Genomic DNA, 17,615 nt, shown 5'->3' with positions numbered 1-17,615 from the left:
GCCCTGAGCGGGGACTGCAAAACGTCCCGCTTGATGGGGCAAGGCACAATCCCTGCTCAAGTGCCTGCGGCTCAGAGGCTGCAGGCCTATTTCCCCAGAAAGACGATTTCCAGATGAGTATCCAGTGGTTTCCCGGGCACATGCACCTCACGCGCAAGGCCATTACCGAGCGCGTGAAAGAGATCGATGTCGTGATTGAAATGCTCGACGCGCGCCTGCCCGGCTCCAGTGCCAACCCGCTGCTGGCCGAGCTCACCAGTGGCAAAGCCACGCTGAAAGTGGTCAACAAGCAAGACATGGCCGACCCCGAGCGCACCGCGCTCTGGCTGGCGCACTACAACGCCCAGGCCAACACCCGTGCCATACCGCTGGACGCCAGCGACACCGCACCCGCCCGCGCCATCATTGCGGCCTGCCGCGAGCTGGCGCCCAACCGGGGCGGCATGGTCAAGCCCATGCGCGTGCTCATTTGCGGCATTCCCAACGTGGGCAAGTCCACGCTGATCAACACCCTCATGGGCAAGCGGTCGGCCAAAACGGGCGACGAGGCCGGCATCACCCGCAACGAACAGCGCCTGGCCCTGGCCGACGACTTCTACCTCTACGACACGCCCGGCATGCTGTGGCCGCGCATTGTGGTACCCGAGAGCGGTTTCAACCTGGCCGCCAGTGGCGCTGTGGGCCGCAACGCCTACGACGACCAGGAGGTGGCGCTGGAGCTGCTGGCCAAGCTCAAGGTGGCCTACCCGGCGCTGCTGGAGGGGCGCTACAAACTGGGTCTGGCGCTGGAAGCGGTTGCCGCGATGCCCGACGAAGACCTGCTGGAGGCGATTGCACGCAAGCGGGGTGCCCTGGCTGCGGGTGGCCACGCCAACTGGCAAAAAGCCGCCGAGCTGCTGATTGCCGACTACCGCAGCCACAGCATCGGGCGCATCACGCTGGAAACACCCGAGATGTTTGGCCAGTGGCTGGCTGCCGGCCACAAAGCCGACGCCGAACGGCAGAACCGCAAGAAAGAGCGCGGCAACAAACCCAGCAAGCCCCGCAAGCGCTGAGCGGTTCGTTGATTGACCCGGATCAAGTCCCGGGTCATCGGATGGTGTGAGCATGGAGGTCCATTTTTTGGAGCCCGCCATGTTGCCAACCGCCTCTGCCCGCCGCATTCTGCTGATTGATGGTCATCCCGATGCCGGGGCTCGCCACCTCAACCATGCGTTGGCCGATGCGTATGCCGACGGCGCCGAGGAGCAAGGACACACGGTCAGGCGTGTGGTGGTGGCTGGGCTGGATTTTCCCTTGCTCAGAAGCCCGCAGGACTGGCAACACGGCACGCTGCCCGCGTCGCTGCAGAGCGCGCAGGACGACCTGGCGTGGGCGCAGCATGTGGTGTTGTTTTTCCCGCTCTGGCTGGGCGACATGCCCGCGCTGCTGAAAGGTTTTCTGGAGCAGGTGGCCAGACCGGGTTTTGCCTTCAAGAAAGAGGGCAGCAACCCGTTTGGCCACAAGGGGCTGGGTGGTCGCTCAGCGCGTGTGGTGGTGACCATGGGCATGCCCGCGCTGGTCTACCGCTGGTATTTCCGGGCGCACAGCCTGAAGTCGCTGGAGCGCAATATTTTGGGTTTCGTGGGCTTTGCGCCCATCCATGAAACGCTGGTAGGCGGTGTGGACCAACTGGGCGAGCAGGGCGTCGCCCGGTGGCAGGCCCGTCTGCGCAAGCTGGGGCGGCAGGCCGACTGAACAGCTGAGCAGCTGGCTTGTGGCCCTGCGTGCGCGGGTTCAGGCCTCGATCTTCACGCCTTTCCAGAACGCCACGCGCCCCCGGATGTTCTCGGCCTCGGGTTTGGGGTCGGGGTAGTACCAGGCGGCATCGGCGTTGAGTTCGCCGTTGACCAGCAGCGAGTAATACTGCGCCTGGCCCTTCCAGGGGCAGCTGGTGCGGTGGTTGCTGAAGGTGACGAAAGCGCGGTTGAGCGCGTTTTCAGGAAAGTAGTGGTTGCCTTCCACCAAGACCGTGTCGTCGCTTTCGGCGACCACGGCGCCGTTCCAGGTGGCTTTCATCGGCAATGGCTCACTTGTTTTTGTCTTTGCCGCGCGGCAATACCGAGGTCATCGGTGGGGTCGGGCGGTCCGAGGTGGCCGGGCCCTTGGGGGCTGAGGTGTCTTTTTTCGGCTTTTTCGCCATCTTTTCGTTGCGCTGTTCTTTGCCCATGGTGGACTCCGTTGGCAGCCGCGACATGCGGTCTGATGCCTGAATGTTAAGCCACAAACGCAGCGAATTTTGGGCGGCCCTGGGGACGTGCTGTGGCGCGCATCAGGGCTGAGCGAACCCCAGAAATTCGCGCAGGGCGTTGGTGCTGAGGGCCCCGGAGCGGGTGATGGTCTGGCCGCTGCGCGTGTGCCGGGCCACGATGAACGGCACCGAATCGGCGCCCAGCCGGTCCAGCAAGTTGCTGTTGGTTTGGATGGCCGCCGCCACGTCCGAGGGAACGCTGCTGGAAGCCGACATGCCGCCCTGGCCCGACAGCACCGATTGTTCGTGCGCCGACATGGTGGCCACCGGGTCGGCCGCTTGCATCAGCGCCGCCCCCTGCGGCAGGCTTTTGGGGCCCATGATGGCCACCGGTACCCAGACAAACTTCACCTGGCCCAGCAAGGGCAGCGCCGCGTTCCACAAGTGGCCGCAGTGTGGGCACTGCGGGTCAAACAGCACGTACACCGTGTGGGCGCTCATCAGCGCACCTACGGTGAAACCCTTGGCCTGCGCCGCGACCGCGTCGTAGGCTTGCGCCGGGGCGATGGCGGTGACAGCGGCTGAGGCCGGTTCTTCTTTGGAGCAGGCGGACAGACCCATGGCCAGGGCCGCCACCAGCGGGAGTGTGAGGTATCGAAGTTTCATGGCGTGTGTGGGTCCACAGTGTGCAGGGCAACATCATGGCAGAGAGCCCGTGTGCCGCACGCTGGGTGGGCCAACGCGCGGCAGACGGATCGGGTACGGCGCTCAGCGCGGTGGCAGTTTTCTGCGCATGAGCGACAAACGGCTCAGCCGCTCAGTAGTTCAGCACAATGTGCGCAATCAGGCCGGTGGCCACGGCGATCAACACGTAGTCAGCGCCCACCTGCACCCACTGGTGGCCGCGGGGCGGCGCACTCAGGCGGTGGCTGCGGTGGTTCACCACCACGTACTGGCGGTTGCGGTATTCGCGGGGAATGTAGGCGCCGCGTTTGAACGCCGGGCCGCGGGCGTGGAAATAGCGGTCGTTGCGTGGGTTTCGGAAGTCTCGGCGGTCATCGCGGTGGTCGTTGCGTGCGCTGTGCCGATCGTCTTGTCGGTGGTCGCGAGCGTTGCGGCGGCTGTCTTGGCGGTTGTCGTGCTGCTGCACCCGGGGTGTTTCCTCGCGTTGGCCGCGTGGGCCGTTGCCCTGGGCAAACGACAGCGAGCTGATGCCCAGCGTGGCAGCGGCAATGGCGCAAACAACAAAGTTTCTGGATGTCATGGAGGTTCTCCTGATGGTGAACCTGCATGGTGTGCGGCCCGTGTGTCGCGCCGGTAAAGCCCTGTGCCTGCTCGTGCAAAGCTGGGTAGCCAGTTGTGCGTGGGCTTGGGGCTGGTCCGGGTCAGCCCTGGGTTTGTGCGGCCTCTTGCGCGCGCAGTTTGGCGCCAATGTATTCGCCGTGCGTGACGTGCAGCAGCCCGGCCACCTTGCTGATGACGTGGTGTTCGTTGGCATGGATGTGCTCGTCGGCATAGGCCACTTGCCACATGGCTTCCACCACCCGTATTTTTTGGGTCTGGGTGAAGCGCTCGTTCAGCAGGCTGGTGAAACGCTGGTAGTCGTAGGCGGTGCGTGCTGTTTCATGGGCCAGCTCCAGCAGGTGCTGCAGTTCGTCGTCGGTCAGCGCAAATTTGCCGCGCAGCGCCATCAGCACGGTGTCGCGCTCGGCCTCGTCCAGGCTGGGGTCGGCGCGCATCACTTCCACCAGCAGCACGGCGGTCGCGAGTTGCAGCGTGTGTTCGGGCGCCTGGGTCGGCTGGGCGCTGGTCGCCGTGGCGAGGTTGGCCGTCAGGGTGTCCAGCAAGTCTTTCAGTGTTTTGAACATGGGTGTTGGGGCTGGTGAGGTTGAAAGGCTGAGCCTGCGGCCGGCCCCATGGTTCCCCGCAGGGGGTGTCGGGCAGCACACCTTCAAGGGCGTTCAGGTCGGGCGGCCCCACACCAGCAGCAGGTTGTTGGACGGCATGGCGTGGCGCTGCTGCAGGGCCAGGCCCGCGTGTTGCGCCTGCTTGGCCACATCGGCCAGTGGGCGGACGCCCCAGTCAGGATGCTGGGCGCGCAGGCTGGCGTCAAACGCCAGGTTGCCCGGCGAGGTGGTCACGCCGTCTTCCAGGTAAGGCCCGTAGGTGATGAGCACGCCTTTTGGCGCCAGGTGGCGCGCGGCGCCCTGCATCAGGCCCGCGCAGGTGGCCCAGGGCGCGATGTGCAGCATGTTGGCGCAGTAAATGGCGTCAAAAAGGGTGCTGAACGCCGGCCCTTCGGCGGGCCACTGTGGCGCCAGCACATCCAGCCGCAGGGCTGGGGCGATGCGGGTCAGGCCCGATTCGGCCACACGGGCATCGATGGCGGGCAGGGCTTGGGCTTCAAAATCGGTGGGTTGCCAGCGCCAACCCGGCAAACCGGCCGCAAACCACACGGCGTGTTGCCCGGTGCCCGAGGCGATTTCCAGCGCCGACCCTTGCGCAGGCAAGAGCGCCTGCAGCCGCTCCAGAATGGGCGCCTTGTTGCGCTCGGCGGCGGGGCTGAAGGGCAGGTTGTGCATGGGTGCGGCGGTCAGACTTTGGCCCGCAGGCCTTGCGCCAGCGCGCCCAGCGCAATGCCGGCCAGCGCCCACAGCAGGCTCCAGTTGCCCGTGCCCAGGCCAGCAATGGCGGGGCCGGGGCACACGCCGCACAGGCCCCAGCCCACGCCAAACAGCGCGGCACCGGTGAGGGTGTCGCGGTTCCAGTGGCTCACATGCTGGTGAAAGTAGCCGCCCAGCAAAGGCCGCCCCAGCACACGCGGCGCCAGCTTGTAGGCCAGCAGGGTCACCAGCACGGCGCCGCCCATCACCAGCATGAGACCGAAGTCTTCAAAGCGCAGAAAGCTCAGCACCACCTCGGGCTGCACCATGGTGGACAGCGCCAGGCCAAAGCCAAACAGGGCGCCCGCGGCCAGCACCGCCAGAAACTTGCCGGGGGTCAGGTTCACGGCGCTCATGCCAGCCACCATGCCACCAGGTTGGCCGTGATGAAGGCCGTGGCCATGAAGGTGAGCACCGCCAGCAGCGAGGGCACGTTCAGTGAACCCAGCCCGCAGATGCCGTGGCCCGAGGTGCAGCCGTTGCCCAGCCGGGCGCCATAACCCACCAGAAAACCACCCACCAGCAGCAGCGCCACCGGAACCCCCGTCGTCAGCGGCGTGCCGTCAGACATCAGCAGCCACCACACCCCGGCACCCAGCACCAGACCCAGCGCATACACCAGCCGCCACACGCGGGTGTCGGTCAGGCGGGCCTGCTGGAAAAAGGAGCGTTTCAGCACAAACGACCAGGTGCTGGAAAACACGGTGCTCATGCCGCCCACCAGGCCGGTGAACAGAAACAGCAGCGCCATACCGGCGCCAATGAAGACCCCGCCCAGCAGATAGTGTTGCCAGCCGAGGGGGAAAAGGGAGATGGCTTCGTTCATGGGGCGGCATTATCGGCGGCTTTGATAATGAGCCCCCGACCTTGTCCCCCGATTTGTACAGACCCCTTGGCATGCACACCCTTGAACAACTGCGCAGCGGCGCCTTGGCCGGTATCCGCCGGCTTGACCTGAGCGCCGACCTGACCGAGCTGCCCCCGGACGTTTTTGACCTGGCCGACACGCTGGAAGTGCTCAACCTCAGCGGCAACCGGCTCAGCCGCCTGCCGCCCGACCTGGGCCGCTTGCACCGGCTGAAAATTGTTTTCTGTTCCGACAACGCCTTCACCCACCTGCCCGAGGTGCTGGGCGACTGCGCAGCCTTGCAGGTGGTGGGTTTCAAGGCCAACCGCATCGCACACGTGCCCGCCAGCGCCTTGCCGCCCGCGCTGCGCTGGCTGGTGCTCACCGACAACGCCATCGCCCAGCTGCCCGCCGCACTGGGTGAGCGCCCAGCGTTGCAAAAACTCATGCTGGCGGGCAACCAGCTGCGCAACCTGCCGCCCAGCCGGGCCGGTGCGCAGCGGCTGGAGCTGGTGCGCCTGGCGGCCAACCGCTTGCCGGATGTGCCCGGCTGGCTGACCGAGCTGCCGCGCCTGGCCTGGCTGGCGCTCGCGGGCAACCCGCTGGGCTGGAACCTGCCGCCGCTGTCGCCGCTGGCGACGGTGCCCTGGGGCCAGTTGCAGCTGGGTGCGCTGTTGGGAGAGGGCGCCTCGGGCCACATTTACCGCGTTGAGCGGCAACACGGTGCCACCGCCGAGGCGCTGGCGCTCAAGCTGTTCAAAGGCGCCGTCACCAGCGACGGTTTGCCCGAACACGAACGCGCCGCCTGCCTGGCCGCCGGCCAGCACCCCGCGCTGTGCACGCCCAGCGCCGAGTTGTGCGACCACCCGCAAGGCGCCAGCGGGCTGCTGCTGCCGCTCATACCGCCCAGTCGGAGCAACCTGGCTGGCCCGCCGAGCCTGGACAGCTGCACCCGCGACGTGTACCCCAGCGGCTGGCGCCTGGACGCGCACGCAGCCGTGCGCCTGGCCCAGACCGTGGCGCAGGCGGTGGCGCACCTGCACCGCTGCGGCGTGCTGCACGGCGACCTGTATGCCCACAACGTGTTGTGCAACCCGGCCAATGGCGACGCCCTGTTGAGCGACTTTGGCGCCGCCACCCGTCTGCCCGCCGACCAACCGGCCCTCAGCCGCGCGTTGCAGGCGCTGGAGGTGCGGGCGTTGGGCTGTCTGCTGGAAGAGCTGGCCGCCCACGCGCTCGCGGGCCCGGGTGTGGATGCATTGGCTCGCCTGGGACAACTTTGCCAACACCCGCAACCCGGACAGCGGCCGACGGTGGCCGAGGTGTGTGACGACTTGCAGGCGCTGTTGTGAGCTGAAACCCCCTGCGCTGCGCCCCAGGGCGGAGGGCACGTTGTCGCATCAAGCGTTGTGCCAGCTGCCTGGCTCCAGCCCGTCCAGGCTGTGCGGGCCAATCGCCGCGCGGATCAGGCGCAGCGTGGGAAAGCCCACGGCGGCGGTCATGCGGCGCACCTGGCGGTTGCGGCCTTCGCGAATGACCAGTTCGATCCAGGCCGTGGGCTTGGACGCCCGCACGCGGATGGGTGGGTCGCGCTCCCAGAGGGTGGGCGGTGGCGCCATGGCCCGGGCGCGGGCGGGCAGGGTGGGCCCGTCGTTGAGCTGAACCCCGCGGCGCAGCTGGTTCAGTGCCGCCTCGTCGGGCTCGCCTTCTACCTGCACCCAATAGGTTTTTTCCATCTTGAAGCGCGGGTCGGCAATGCGGGCCTGCTCCTGGCCGTTGTCGGTCAGCAGCAGCAGGCCTTCGCTGTCGGCGTCCAGCCGCCCGGCCACGTACACGCCGGGCAGGTCGATGAAGTCCTTCAGCCCGCGCCAGCGGCCTTCGGCGGTGAACTGGCTGAGCACGCCGTAGGGTTTGTTGAATCGGATCAGCATGGTGGGAATGTGGGCCAATCAGGCCGCCAGAAACAGCGCCGGGTCCACCATGGTGCGGTTGAGCATGACGCCCCAGTGCAGGTGCGGCCCGGTCACACGGCCGGTGGCGCCCACAGCGCCCAGGGGCTCGCCAGCGTCGAGCGCATCGCCCAGCTTCACCCGGATGGCGCTCAGGTGGCACACCATGCTCAGCAGGCCGCCGCCGTGGTCCATCCAGACGGTCTGGCCGTTGAAAAAATAGTCGCCGGTGTCGATCACCCGCCCCGGCAAAGGCGCCACCACCGGCGTGCCGGTGGGCGCGGCAATGTCCATGCCGCTGTGCGGGCTGCGCGCCTGGCCGTTGAACACCCGGCGCAGCCCGAACGAGCTGGAACGCCGCCCCGGTGTGGGCACCCGCATGCGCAGGCGGTTCAGGTCGGGCAAGGGTTCGCTGAACGTGGCCATCACCAACTGCTGGTGAGCCCGCTCGCGCTCAAAACGGGCCAGGTCTTCGGGCGACAGGTCCACCGTTCTGGGCGCCACCTTCAGGTGCTGTTCGGCGTAGCGTTTGGGTACCACGGTGTAGTGCAGGGTGTGTGGCGATTCGTCGGCCCGGCGCACTTCAATGCGCGCCTCCCCAGGCACTGCGGCCAGCGGTATGCCCACCAAAGCGGTCCACTCGATCATGTCGCCCAGTACCAGCAGGGGCACCAGGCTGCCATCGTTGGCGCTTGCCCATGCCTGCGGCCGGGTGGCGGCCGGCCCGAGCGACAGGCGGGCAATGCCGCCCGGCACGGGCGTGGCGGGGGGTACAACCCGGCTGGCCTCTGCGGCCGTTGTGGCGCCCTGGGCTGGGCCCCACGCGCTCGCGGCCAGCAGGCCGGCGCTGCCCAGCAGCAGCGTGCGGCGGTTGGGCGCTGGAGGGACGAACAAAACCAACGGACCGGCCAGGCGGGAACGGGGCACCACAACTCCTTGAAAGAAAGGGGGATTTTGGCGCCAAAAGGCGCGGCCGTTGCCCGGGTGCCGGTGTGGTTGTGGCGGGCATCCGCCGGATTGGGCGCGCCGGAGGGCAAGCAGCGGCTTGCCGAATGGGCAGGCTGCTAGCATCGCCGCATGAGTTCCCAATACGAAAGCCTGCAGCCCGCCGCGCTGTACCCCGATGCCTTTAACGTGGCTGCCCCCGAAACCCCCGTGGGGCGCAACGTGTGGCCACGCCAGCCGGGTGTGTTCATACGCAAAGCACCGGCGGCTGCCGCTCCAGCGCCTGAGGCCGCCGAGCCCGACACGCCAGATGCGCAAACGGATGGCGCTGCGCACCCTGCACCCGCCGAGGCAGCGCCCCTGGTGCTGGAGTTGGTCGCCGGACAGTTTGGTTTTGTGCCGACGTGGGTCAAGTCGGCATCCGACGCCAAACTGCGCTCGACCAAGCTGGTGAACGCCCGCTCGGAAACCGTGAGCACGTCGAAAAATTTCTACGACGCCTGGACCCACGGCCAGCGCTGCATCGTGCCCATGATGGCCTTCATTGAAGACGACTACCGCAGCGGCAAAGCCGTGCCCACCCGCATTGCCCGGGTGGACGGCAAGCCCATGGGCGTGGCCGGGTTGTGGGAACGCTGGACCGGTGCCGACGGCCAGGTCATCGTCAGCTTCACCCTGCTCACGGTCAACGCCAACAGCCATGCGCTGATGAACCGCTACCAGCAGCCCGGCTCTGAAAAACGCATGCCGGCGGTGTTGAACGAAGGTGCTTACGGCGCCTGGCTCACCGCCCATCCGCAGAAGGCCAAAGAATTCATGCGCGCCTACCCGGCCAACTGGCTCACCGCCAACCCGGTGCAGAAAAAGTAAATCGGTGCCGCTGGTCCGACATGCGGTCGGCTGACGCAAAAAAAGTGGCTCGAAGGCCACTTTTTTGCGTCTGGCCAGGGGTGTTCATGCGGTGGGCACAGCTCTCAGCCCACCGCCGCAGGGCGGGTTCGCGCTTCGGTACTGGGCGGATGCTTCCGCCAGATGTTTCTGTGCCACTTGTTCGTCAACGCACAGACCGCGCACGCGCCAGCGTCTACGCTGCAAAACAACAGACGGACAAACCGGTCCGTCGGGTTGCGTTGTGTGATGCGCCGCACCGCTGCGGCGACACCACACCCCTTCAATACAAGGATTTCCTATGAACCGTTTGCGCCATTCTTTCTTGCTGATTGCCCTGTTGTCCACCTTCGGCCTGGTGGCCTGCGACCGCGAACCTGTGGTGGTCAACACCGCGCCCGCTCCCATCATGGTGCCCGGTCCCGCCGGTCCGGCAGGCGCCACGGGTGCCACAGGCAACACCGGCAATACGGGCTACACCGGCTCAACCGGGGCCACCGGCGCCACGGGTGACACGGGCTATACCGGTGCCACCGGTTCAACCGGCTCAACCGGTGCCACTGGCGACACGGGTTACACCGGATCGACCGGTGCCACCGGCCAAACCGGCACCCAGGGCGAAACCGGCAAGACCGGTGGCGACACCCAGGTGATCGTCGTCCCCGCGCCTGCCAATTGATGGACGCTTCAGCCACCCCAAGGAGCGCACCATGAGCATCGGTACCCTGCTGGTCATCGTTTTGATCCTCATGCTGATTGGCGTCATGCCGACGTGGTCGCACAGCAAAAGCTGGGGCTACGGTCCCAGCGGTGGGCTGGGGCTGGTGTTGGTCATTCTGGTGGTGCTGTTGGTGATGGGGCGCCTGTAACCGTGTCGTGAGGTGCCGCGTTCAGGCATGCCAGCGAACACCGGTCCCAGACCGATCAGCGACAGACCCTTTGGAAATGCCCCCGATGGCTTGCACCGGGGGTATTTTTTTGCCTCGGCCTTTTGTCTGAATGTCTGAATGTCTGAATCGTTTGTCTGGTGCCAGGGGCAGCAAAAAGGCCGCTGATGCGGCCTTTTTGCTGCTGCACCCGTGACCGTTGGACACGACAACATGTCCTGGGCGGGCCGGGGTGTCTCAGCGTGTGCCGGTCACTTCCACTTCCACCCGGCGATCGGGTTGCAAGCAGGCCACCAGCGCGGGGGTGCGCTGTTGGCCCTGGCAGTCTGCGGGCTGGGTCACTGGCTCGGTCTCTCCTTTGCCCACCGCCGAGATTTTGCTGCCGTCGAGTTGGCCGGTGATGACCAGATGGTTCTTCACGGCCGCAGCGCGTTGCTCCGACAGCTGCTGGTTGTAGGCCTGCGAACCCAGTCGGTCGGTGTGGCCTTGCACACGGATGGACTCGTAGCGGGTGCCGGCCAGATCGCGGGCGAACTGGTCAAGCGCCGCCCGGCCCTCGGGCTTGACGGTGTGGGCATCAAAGCCAAACAGCGATTCGGCCGAGAGGCTCACGCGCCTGGGCTCAACCACCGCCGGAAGGACGGGCGCCGGCGGTGGTGCCTGCACCACGGGGGGTGTTGGCGCTGGTGCGGGTGGCGGTGGCACGGCCACATACACGGGTGCGGGTGCGGGTGACGCGACCTGCTGCCTCGGTGGGGGCGTCGGGCCTCCGAAGCGGTACACCAGACCCACCGACACCATGTCGATATCGCCCTTGTTGCCGATGGCGTCGTTCACGCGGTAGCGCTCCACTTCCAGCCGCATGGCCAGGGCCTCGGTGAACGCGTAGTTCAACCCCAGGCCGTACTTGACGTTGGTTTCGCTCTTGCGCGCCGTCGGGTTGATCACCTGAACGGCACCGGTGCTGGAAAACCGGCTGTTGACGCGCGCATGGTTCATACCCACACGAGCGAGTGCCGAGAGCTTGCCGGTCAGCGGCAGCGTGCCCACCAGGTCCAGGTTCAGGCCCCGGGCGCGCATCTCACCGTCCAGCGTGCCTGCCGGCACGGTGTTGGCGGTGTAGCCGAACCGGCCGAGGTCGAAGTAGCCGCCTTCCACCGCCACGTAAGGACCGAATTGGTAACCCCCGTAGAGCTTGAAGCCGTTGCTGCGGTCCCGGTCGTTGATCGAGGGGGTGTTGAATCCCTGTCCCAGCAGGCCGCTGGTGATGCGGGCATCGTCGATCTCCGCACCGGTGCGGCCTGCGTTGACCCCGCCGTACCAGCCGGTGCCCTGGGCCAGGGCCATGGGGCTGGCGAAAAGCGCCAGTGTCAGCAGGCTCAAGGCGCCCGCGCTTGTGTGGGGTGTGGTGGTCATGGGGTTGGGCTCAAGTGGGTTGTAGCGCAGGATGGCTTCAAGGGGCAGGCACGTTGATGACCGTGTTCACCAGGGTGACCGAGGCGTTCAGCGAAAGGGCGCGGCCGTTGAGCGTGGTGACCGTGGCGTTGCCCGCCGTGGAAAACGCAGCGCCAGCTTGCGAGATGAGGGTGCCCTCCAGGGTGCCGCCGCCGCCCGCATTGACGGTGGCTGCGCTACCGACCTGCCAGAACACGTTCTTGGCCTGTGCCCCGTTGATCAGCACAACGCGCTGCGGAAATGCAGCGCCCGGGCCGCCCACGGTGAGGGACTGGGCCATCTGGAATACCCAGGTGGCGTTCGGGTCACCCCGGCCGTCCAGCGTCAGGTTGCCGCCCTGGATCATGAATGTGCCGCCTGCGGCCGTGTAGACGCCCGATGCCAGCACCAGATTGGCCAGGTTGCCGGCACCCGGATCGGAGCCGCTCGGCAGCCCAGCCAGGGTGTTGTAGGCCGTCAGGGCGTCGGCGCGTGCGGCGATGGCCACCGCTGCGGTGGCCGCCGTGCCCTCGGTCGGGCAGGCGACGGTGGGCGAAGGCGGAGCGGTGTTGATGCTTCCGTTGACCTGGCCCCGGTTCAAGCCCGTGACCGTGTAGGTGCAGTCGGGGGTGCTGCGAAAGCCCGTGACCGCGGTCGAGACCGCTGTGGTGCCGAGGTCACCCTGGATGACGGTGAGCAGGCCCTGGTTGGTCACGCCAGCGGAACCGCCGAAGGCACCGAAGGTGGCGGCCACGCCCAGCGGGAACAAGGTGCTGCCGGGCGGTGTCAGCAGCGGAGGTCCTGGCGGTACCACCACCACCGGAGCCACCGGTGCGGTGCCGGTGCCGTCAAAACCGAGCACGGGGTCGCCGCCGCCGCAGGCGGCCAACAGCGTGCTGAGCAGCAGGGGGGCGAGCCATGGCCCGGCGCGGTGTTGGGTGGGGTGGATTGTCATGGGGGTTCTCGCAGGCAGGTTTTCTGGGGGCCGCAGCCACGGTTCGGTTGACGGGTCGTGGACAGCGCGCTGGGGCTGGCGCACGGCATGGGTCCGCGCGTCAGTGGGTGCTGCTTCAGTATCTGGACCGGGCGTTTTTTTGTCGGTGCGGCAGCGCACACACGGCACCAGCGGCGAACGGGCCGGGCTGGTTGGACACGTGTGGGCGGCCCGCTAAGCCACTACAGACAGTGCGGACTCCGTTGCTGCGAACAGAATGAAGTGCCTCGTTTTGGCTTGTCTCTGGAGTTGTTCATGAGCCCGTCTGCCCGCTTTGCCCACCCGTTTGCCCATACCGTCAAGAACTTCAAGACCGCGTTGGGCAAGAGCGGGCGGCTGTATTCCCTGCCTGCACTGGCCAAGCAGTTTCCCAACGTGTCTCGGTTGCCGGTGTCGCTGCGCATCGTGCTGGAAAGTGTGTTGCGCCATTGCGATGGTGAGCGCGTCACGGCCGAGCATGTGGCGCAGCTGGCCAACTGGCAACCCAACGCCGCGCGCAGCGACGAGATACCTTTCACCGTGGCACGGGTGGTGTTGCAAGACTTCACCGGTGTGCCCTTGCTGGCCGACCTGGCCGCGATGCGCAGTGTGGCGCAGCGGCTGGGCCAGGACCCGAAAAAGATCGAACCGCTGGTGCCGGTGGACTTGGTGGTGGACCACTCGGTGATGGTGGACCACTACGGCACCAAGAAGGCGCTCGACCTCAACATGAAACTGGAATTTCAGCGCAACCGCGAGCGCTACGAATTCATGAAGTGGGGCATGCAGGCGTTTGACACCTTTGGCGTGGTGCCGCCGGGCTTTGGCATCGTGCACCAGGTCAACCTGGAATACCTGGCGCGCGGCGTGCACCTGAAGGGCGGTCTGTATTACCCCGACACCCTGGTGGGCACCGACAGCCACACCACCATGATCAACGGCATTGGCGTGGTGGGCTGGGGCGTGGGCGGCATCGAGGCCGAAGCCGCCATGCTGGGCCAGCCGGTGTACTTCCTCACCCCCGACGTCGTGGGCTTCGAGATGACGGGCCGCCTGCGCGAAGGCGTGACCGCCACCGACCTGGTGTTGACCGTGACCGAGCTGTTGCGCCGCCACAAGGTGGTGGGCAAGTTTGTCGAGTTTTTTGGCGAAGGCACGGCCTCGCTGGCGCTGCCCGACCGCGCCACCATTGCCAACATGGCGCCCGAATACGGCGCCACCATGGGTTTCTTTCCGGTGGACGGCAAGACGCTGGATTACTTCCGGGGCACGGGCCGCAGCAAGGCCGAAATTGAAGCCTTTGAAGCCTACTTTCGGGCCCAGGGGCTGTTTGGCGTACCGGGCGCGCCCGGGGCTTCCATCGGGGCGGCTGACATCGACTATTCGCAGGTGGTCACGCTGGACCTGGGGCAGGTCACGCCCAGCCTGGCGGGCCCGAAGCGGCCGCAAGACCGCATCGAGCTCGGCCAGGTGGCCAGCCAGTTTGCGTCGCTGTTCAGCAAACCCAACGCCGACAACGGCTTCAACCGCCCAGCGGCTTTGCTGCACACGCGCCACCAGCTGCAAGCCGGCGGCAACCCGCAGGGCACGCACGACCTGCCCGAGCCGCCCACGCCCCCAGGCGCACCGCGCTCGGTGGCTGAAATGGACGCCAACCGGCCCGCACGCGCCACCGCCCAGACTGACGCCGCCACCCCGCGCGCCCAGTCGCTGTCGGTCGGCAATGGCGATGTGCTGATTGCGGCCATCACCAGTTGCACCAACACCAGCAACCCCGGCGTGATGCTGGCCGCTGGCCTGCTGGCGCAAAAGGCGGTGCAGGCCGGGCTCAAGGTGAAGCCGCACATCAAGACATCGCTGGCGCCGGGCTCGCGCATCGTCACCGAATACCTCACCGCCACCGGGCTGCTGCCCTCCCTGGAAAAGCTGGGCTTTGCCCTGGCGGGCTACGGCTGCACCACCTGCATTGGCAACGCGGGCGACCTCACGCCCGAGCTCAACGACGTGATCACGCAAAACGACCTGGTGTGTGCGGCCGTGCTGTCGGGCAACCGCAATTTCGAGGCGCGCATCCACCCCAACCTGAAAGCCAACTTTCTGGCCAGCCCGCCGCTGGTGGTGGCCTACGCCATTGCCGGCAACGTGATGACCGACCTGATGACCGAGCCGTTGGGCCTTGGCAAGGGTGGCCGCCCGGTGTACCTGGGTGACATCTGGCCCAGCAGCGAAGAGGTGCACGCGCTGATGAAATTTGCCATGAAGGGCAAGGCCTACCGCGACAACTACGAGCGCATCCAAGGCGAGCCCGGCCCGTTGTGGGCGCGCATTCAGGGCGTGAGCGGCAACGCCTACACCTGGCCCACCAGCTCCTACATCGCCGAGCCGCCGTTCTTTGCCGACTTCGCCCTGGCGCCGCCGGCCGAGCAGGCGCCTGCCGTGCGGGGCGCACGCATCATGGCGCTGTTGGGTGATTCGATCACCACCGACCACATTTCCCCGGCCGGCAACATCGCGGAAAACTCGCCGGCTGGCCAGTGGCTCTTGGCGCGCGGCGTGCTCAAGGCCGACTTCAACAGCTACGGCGCGCGCCGCGGTCACCTCGACGTGATGGTGCGCGGCACCATCGCCAATGTGCGCATCAAACACCTGATGCTCGCCCCCGACGCCGCCGGCTCACGCGAAGAGGGCGGCTGGACCCTTTTCCAAGGCCACGGCGCCGAACAAGGTCGAAAAATGTCGATTTTTGACGCCGCCACGCGCTACCAGGCCGCTGGCGTGCCCACCGTGGTGCTGGCGGGCGAAGAGTACGGCACCGGCTCCAGCCGCGACTGGGCCGCCAAAGGCACGCAGCTGCTGGGTATCAAGGCCGTGGTGGCGCGCAGCTTTGAGCGCATCCACCGCAGCAACCTGGTGGGCATGGGCGTGTTGCCGCTGCAGTTCAAGGCGGGCGATTCGTGGGAAAGCCTGGGCCTCACGGGCGACGAAACGCTGGACGTGCTGCCGCACCCCGACCTGCTGCCCCAAAGCGATGCCACCCTGGTGATCACCCGCGCCAACGGTCAGCGGCAGGAGGTGGCGCTGACGCTGCGCATCGACACGCCGGTGGAGGTGAACTATTACCGCGCGGGTGGAATCCTGCCCTACGTGCTCAGGCAATTGTTGGGTGCTTGAGCGAGGCCGCGCAACGCGGCATGATGTGCACAGCGCCCATTCCGGCGCACCAGGAGAAGCCCATGCGCCAGCCTGCCCTGTACAGCCGTTCGGCCCGCGCCGCTGCGGTGGCTGCGCCCGAAGCCGTGGACACCGTGCCGCAGAAAACGGCTGCCTCACCCCTGCGCACCACCGGGCTGGGCCAGCGGCTGGCCCAGGCGGGCACCAGCCCGCGCGTGATGTGGGCGTGCATGGCGCTGCTGGGCATGTTGTTGCTGGCCAGCGTGCTGCTGCGTGGGCCGGGCGGTGCCCGCGAGCTCACACAAAAAGACATCGATGCGGCGGTGTTGCGCACCCTCACCACCCAGAACCTGCCCTCTGCGGCGGCCCGTGCGGCCGAAAAAATCCGCCCTTCGGTGGTGCGCGTCATGTCGTTCACCAAAAACAAAAAGGGTGAAGACGTGGAGCAGGGCGTGGGCACCGGCGTCGTCATCGTGGACAAAGGCGTGATCCTGACCAATCTGCATGTGGTGCAAAGCGCGCAGACCCTGCGGCTGGTGTTTGCCGACGGCAGCGCCTCGGCGGCCAGTGTGATCGGCGCTCAGCCTGAAAACGACCTGGCCGTGCTGCAGGCCCACACCATTCCCGACGACCTGAGTGCGGCCACCCTGCGGTCTACCACCGACCTGCTGCCTGGCGACCCGGTGGTGGCGGTCGGTTTCCCGTTCGGTATCGGGCCGTCCACCTCGGCGGGCGTCATTTCGGGGCTGGGGCGCTCGTTTCGTTCGCCCGAAGGCGAGCAGGAAATCGGCAACCTGATCCAGTTTGATGCGGCGGCCAACCCCGGCAACTCGGGTGGGCCGCTGGTGACCATGGACGGCGAGGTGGTGGGCATCGTCACCGGCATCCTCAACCCCACCAACCACCGCACCTTTGTGGGCATCGGTTTTGCGGTGCCGATTGAAAGCGCCGCCAGCGCCGCCGGTCTTCCCCCGTTCTAGATGGTCACCCCCTGCGCCGCTTCGCGTCTTCCCCCTCTCTCGCCTTCGGCGGGAGGGGGACCGCACCTGCGGCCTGGCAGAGCCAGTTCCGCGGTGCGACTGGGCGGACGCCCTTCACGCTTGCCTTTGTGCCTTGTTTGACTTTTTTGGAGCTCCCATGAACGCCACCGAGACCCCCGACACCGCCCAGCTCATGGAGCAGATCCTGTACGAAGTGAAACGGGTGGTGGTGGGGCAAGACCGCTTTCTGGAGCGCGTCATGGTGGCCCTGCTGGCCCAGGGCCATCTGCTGGTGGAAGGGGTGCCCGGTCTGGCCAAAACCTTGACGGTAAAGACCCTGGCCGAGGTGGTGCAGGGGCGGTTCAAGCGCATCCAGTTCACGCCCGACCTGGTGCCCGCCGACCTGGTGGGCACGCGCATCTACAACCAGAAAACGGGCGACTTCAGCACCTCGCTGGGTCCGGTGTTTGCCAACCTGCTGCTGGCCGACGAGATCAACCGGGCGCCCGCCAAGGTGCAATGCGCCTTGCTCGCAGTGATGCAAGAGCGCCATGTGAAGATTGCCGGCGAATCGCACAAGGTGCCCAGCCAGTTCCTGGTGATGGCCACGCAAAACCCGATTGAGACCGAAGGCACCTACCCGCTGCC

21 protein-coding genes are annotated in these 17,615 nt (G+C 66.9%); 9 read left to right on the top strand and 12 right to left on the bottom strand.

Going from position 1 to position 17,615, the window contains the following annotated elements; genetic code table 11:
• Nucleotides 1–113 precede the first annotated feature (113 nt).
• Both ylqF and Q7J58_RS07870 read left to right on the top strand, forming a co-directional pair.
• Nucleotides 114–1,055 (top strand): ribosome biogenesis GTPase YlqF, encoded by a 942-nt coding sequence (gene ylqF / locus Q7J58_RS07875; protein WP_304825831.1) that lies wholly within the window; start codon nt 114–116, stop codon nt 1,053–1,055.
• A 79-nt stretch (nt 1,056–1,134) separates the two neighbouring features.
• Entirely contained in the window at nt 1,135–1,737 is a 603-nt protein-coding gene (locus Q7J58_RS07870; protein WP_304825828.1) for an NAD(P)H-dependent oxidoreductase, read from the top strand.
• Between the two features lie 39 nt (nt 1,738–1,776).
• Here the strand turns inward: Q7J58_RS07870 and Q7J58_RS07865 are convergent, their stop codons facing one another.
• The 8 genes from Q7J58_RS07865 to Q7J58_RS07830 all read right to left on the bottom strand — a co-directional run bounded on the left by Q7J58_RS07865 (nt 1,777) and on the right by Q7J58_RS07830 (nt 5,719).
• A complete protein-coding gene (locus Q7J58_RS07865; protein WP_304825825.1) occupies nt 1,777–2,058 on the bottom strand; it encodes a DUF427 domain-containing protein in 282 nt (93 codons plus the stop codon).
• A 10-nt stretch (nt 2,059–2,068) separates the two neighbouring features.
• The gene (locus Q7J58_RS07860; protein ID WP_304825823.1) at nt 2,069–2,209 is read right to left on the bottom strand and encodes a hypothetical protein; all 141 of its coding nucleotides are present in this window, start codon (nt 2,207–2,209) and stop codon (nt 2,069–2,071) included.
• A 102-nt stretch (nt 2,210–2,311) separates the two neighbouring features.
• Nucleotides 2,312–2,896 (bottom strand): DsbC family protein, encoded by a 585-nt coding sequence (locus tag Q7J58_RS07855; protein ID WP_304825820.1) that lies wholly within the window; start codon nt 2,894–2,896, stop codon nt 2,312–2,314.
• A 151-nt stretch (nt 2,897–3,047) separates the two neighbouring features.
• Nucleotides 3,048–3,494: an RcnB family protein gene (locus Q7J58_RS07850; RefSeq protein WP_304825817.1), complete on the bottom strand. Its 447-nt coding sequence runs from the start codon at nt 3,492–3,494 to the stop codon at nt 3,048–3,050.
• 121 nt (nt 3,495–3,615) lie between these two features.
• The gene (locus Q7J58_RS07845) at nt 3,616–4,098 is read right to left on the bottom strand and encodes a TerB family tellurite resistance protein (RefSeq protein ID WP_304825814.1); all 483 of its coding nucleotides are present in this window, start codon (nt 4,096–4,098) and stop codon (nt 3,616–3,618) included.
• 93 nt (nt 4,099–4,191) lie between these two features.
• A complete protein-coding gene (locus Q7J58_RS07840) occupies nt 4,192–4,812 on the bottom strand; it encodes a DUF938 domain-containing protein (RefSeq protein ID WP_304825812.1) in 621 nt (206 codons plus the stop codon).
• Between the two features lie 11 nt (nt 4,813–4,823).
• A complete protein-coding gene (locus Q7J58_RS07835; protein WP_304825809.1) occupies nt 4,824–5,249 on the bottom strand; it encodes a DUF6691 family protein in 426 nt (141 codons plus the stop codon).
• A complete protein-coding gene (locus Q7J58_RS07830) occupies nt 5,246–5,719 on the bottom strand; it encodes a YeeE/YedE thiosulfate transporter family protein (RefSeq protein ID WP_304825808.1) in 474 nt (157 codons plus the stop codon). The genes Q7J58_RS07835 and Q7J58_RS07830 overlap by 4 nt, the downstream gene beginning before the upstream one ends.
• Before the next feature lie 71 nt (nt 5,720–5,790).
• Here Q7J58_RS07830 and Q7J58_RS07825 point away from each other — a divergent pair, with 71 nt between their 5' ends.
• A complete protein-coding gene (locus Q7J58_RS07825) occupies nt 5,791–7,092 on the top strand; it encodes a leucine-rich repeat-containing protein kinase family protein (protein ID WP_304825806.1) in 1,302 nt (433 codons plus the stop codon).
• 48 nt (nt 7,093–7,140) lie between these two features.
• On the opposite strand, the gene Q7J58_RS07820 is transcribed toward Q7J58_RS07825, so the two are convergent.
• Both Q7J58_RS07820 and Q7J58_RS07815 read right to left on the bottom strand, forming a co-directional pair.
• Nucleotides 7,141–7,671: a pseudouridine synthase gene (locus tag Q7J58_RS07820; protein WP_304825801.1), complete on the bottom strand. Its 531-nt coding sequence runs from the start codon at nt 7,669–7,671 to the stop codon at nt 7,141–7,143.
• Nucleotides 7,672–7,689: 18 nt separating this feature from the next.
• Nucleotides 7,690–8,616 carry a M23 family metallopeptidase gene (locus Q7J58_RS07815; RefSeq protein ID WP_304825798.1) on the bottom strand — a complete coding sequence of 309 codons (927 nt, stop codon included), beginning with the start codon at nt 8,614–8,616 and terminating at the stop codon, nt 7,690–7,692.
• A 150-nt stretch (nt 8,617–8,766) separates the two neighbouring features.
• Between Q7J58_RS07815 and Q7J58_RS07810 the strand changes: the two genes are divergently transcribed.
• The 3 genes from Q7J58_RS07810 to Q7J58_RS07800 all read left to right on the top strand — a co-directional run bounded on the left by Q7J58_RS07810 (nt 8,767) and on the right by Q7J58_RS07800 (nt 10,391).
• Entirely contained in the window at nt 8,767–9,504 is a 738-nt protein-coding gene (locus tag Q7J58_RS07810) for an SOS response-associated peptidase family protein (protein WP_304825794.1), read from the top strand.
• A gap of 319 nt (nt 9,505–9,823) precedes the next feature.
• Complete coding sequence (locus Q7J58_RS07805; protein ID WP_304825792.1) at nt 9,824–10,201, top strand: collagen-like protein; 378 nt, start codon at nt 9,824–9,826, stop codon at nt 10,199–10,201.
• Nucleotides 10,202–10,232: 31 nt separating this feature from the next.
• Nucleotides 10,233–10,391, top strand: coding sequence for a DUF3309 family protein (locus Q7J58_RS07800; protein WP_304825789.1), 159 nt, complete (start codon nt 10,233–10,235; stop codon nt 10,389–10,391).
• A gap of 255 nt (nt 10,392–10,646) precedes the next feature.
• On the opposite strand, the gene Q7J58_RS07795 is transcribed toward Q7J58_RS07800, so the two are convergent.
• Both Q7J58_RS07795 and Q7J58_RS07790 read right to left on the bottom strand, forming a co-directional pair.
• Complete coding sequence (locus tag Q7J58_RS07795) at nt 10,647–11,825, bottom strand: OmpA family protein (RefSeq protein WP_304825787.1); 1,179 nt, start codon at nt 11,823–11,825, stop codon at nt 10,647–10,649.
• A 37-nt stretch (nt 11,826–11,862) separates the two neighbouring features.
• Nucleotides 11,863–12,798, bottom strand: coding sequence for an ice-binding family protein (locus Q7J58_RS07790; protein ID WP_304825786.1), 936 nt, complete (start codon nt 12,796–12,798; stop codon nt 11,863–11,865).
• Between the two features lie 294 nt (nt 12,799–13,092).
• Between Q7J58_RS07790 and Q7J58_RS07785 the strand changes: the two genes are divergently transcribed.
• The 3 genes from Q7J58_RS07785 to Q7J58_RS07775 all read left to right on the top strand — a co-directional run.
• Nucleotides 13,093–15,987 (top strand): aconitate hydratase, encoded by a 2,895-nt coding sequence (locus tag Q7J58_RS07785; protein ID WP_304825784.1) that lies wholly within the window; start codon nt 13,093–13,095, stop codon nt 15,985–15,987.
• A gap of 62 nt (nt 15,988–16,049) precedes the next feature.
• Nucleotides 16,050–16,967: a trypsin-like peptidase domain-containing protein gene (locus tag Q7J58_RS07780; protein WP_304825781.1), complete on the top strand. Its 918-nt coding sequence runs from the start codon at nt 16,050–16,052 to the stop codon at nt 16,965–16,967.
• A 157-nt stretch (nt 16,968–17,124) separates the two neighbouring features.
• Nucleotides 17,125–17,615: AAA family ATPase (locus Q7J58_RS07775; RefSeq protein ID WP_304825778.1), on the top strand; the 491-nt coding region annotated here is incomplete at its 3' end.

Origin of the sequence: Hydrogenophaga sp. (assembly GCF_030656115.1) — a bacterium.
Taxonomy (GTDB): domain Bacteria; phylum Pseudomonadota; class Gammaproteobacteria; order Burkholderiales; family Burkholderiaceae_C; genus Hydrogenophaga.
This window is presented reverse-complemented; position numbering and strand designations above follow the sequence as displayed.

Coding starts and splice junctions, on each gene's coding strand:
- Q7J58_RS07820 (WP_304825801.1), bottom strand. CDS start 7,671: ATGCTGATCCGATTCAACAAACCCTACGGCGTGCTCAGCCAGTTCACC.
- Q7J58_RS07855 (WP_304825820.1), bottom strand. CDS start 2,896: ATGAAACTTCGATACCTCACACTCCCGCTGGTGGCGGCCCTGGCCATG.
- Q7J58_RS07865 (WP_304825825.1), bottom strand. CDS start 2,058: ATGAAAGCCACCTGGAACGGCGCCGTGGTCGCCGAAAGCGACGACACG.
- ylqF (WP_304825831.1), top strand. CDS start 114: ATGAGTATCCAGTGGTTTCCCGGGCACATGCACCTCACGCGCAAGGCC.
- Q7J58_RS07830 (WP_304825808.1), bottom strand. CDS start 5,719: ATGAACGAAGCCATCTCCCTTTTCCCCCTCGGCTGGCAACACTATCTG.
- Q7J58_RS07850 (WP_304825817.1), bottom strand. CDS start 3,494: ATGACATCCAGAAACTTTGTTGTTTGCGCCATTGCCGCTGCCACGCTG.
- Q7J58_RS07785 (WP_304825784.1), top strand. CDS start 13,093: ATGAGCCCGTCTGCCCGCTTTGCCCACCCGTTTGCCCATACCGTCAAG.
- Q7J58_RS07795 (WP_304825787.1), bottom strand. CDS start 11,825: ATGACCACCACACCCCACACAAGCGCGGGCGCCTTGAGCCTGCTGACA.
- Q7J58_RS07800 (WP_304825789.1), top strand. CDS start 10,233: ATGAGCATCGGTACCCTGCTGGTCATCGTTTTGATCCTCATGCTGATT.
- Q7J58_RS07810 (WP_304825794.1), top strand. CDS start 8,767: ATGAGTTCCCAATACGAAAGCCTGCAGCCCGCCGCGCTGTACCCCGAT.
- Q7J58_RS07790 (WP_304825786.1), bottom strand. CDS start 12,798: ATGACAATCCACCCCACCCAACACCGCGCCGGGCCATGGCTCGCCCCC.
- Q7J58_RS07845 (WP_304825814.1), bottom strand. CDS start 4,098: ATGTTCAAAACACTGAAAGACTTGCTGGACACCCTGACGGCCAACCTC.
- Q7J58_RS07825 (WP_304825806.1), top strand. CDS start 5,791: ATGCACACCCTTGAACAACTGCGCAGCGGCGCCTTGGCCGGTATCCGC.
- Q7J58_RS07860 (WP_304825823.1), bottom strand. CDS start 2,209: ATGGGCAAAGAACAGCGCAACGAAAAGATGGCGAAAAAGCCGAAAAAA.
- Q7J58_RS07805 (WP_304825792.1), top strand. CDS start 9,824: ATGAACCGTTTGCGCCATTCTTTCTTGCTGATTGCCCTGTTGTCCACC.
- Q7J58_RS07870 (WP_304825828.1), top strand. CDS start 1,135: ATGTTGCCAACCGCCTCTGCCCGCCGCATTCTGCTGATTGATGGTCAT.
- Q7J58_RS07780 (WP_304825781.1), top strand. CDS start 16,050: ATGCGCCAGCCTGCCCTGTACAGCCGTTCGGCCCGCGCCGCTGCGGTG.
- Q7J58_RS07840 (WP_304825812.1), bottom strand. CDS start 4,812: ATGCACAACCTGCCCTTCAGCCCCGCCGCCGAGCGCAACAAGGCGCCC.
- Q7J58_RS07835 (WP_304825809.1), bottom strand. CDS start 5,249: ATGAGCGCCGTGAACCTGACCCCCGGCAAGTTTCTGGCGGTGCTGGCC.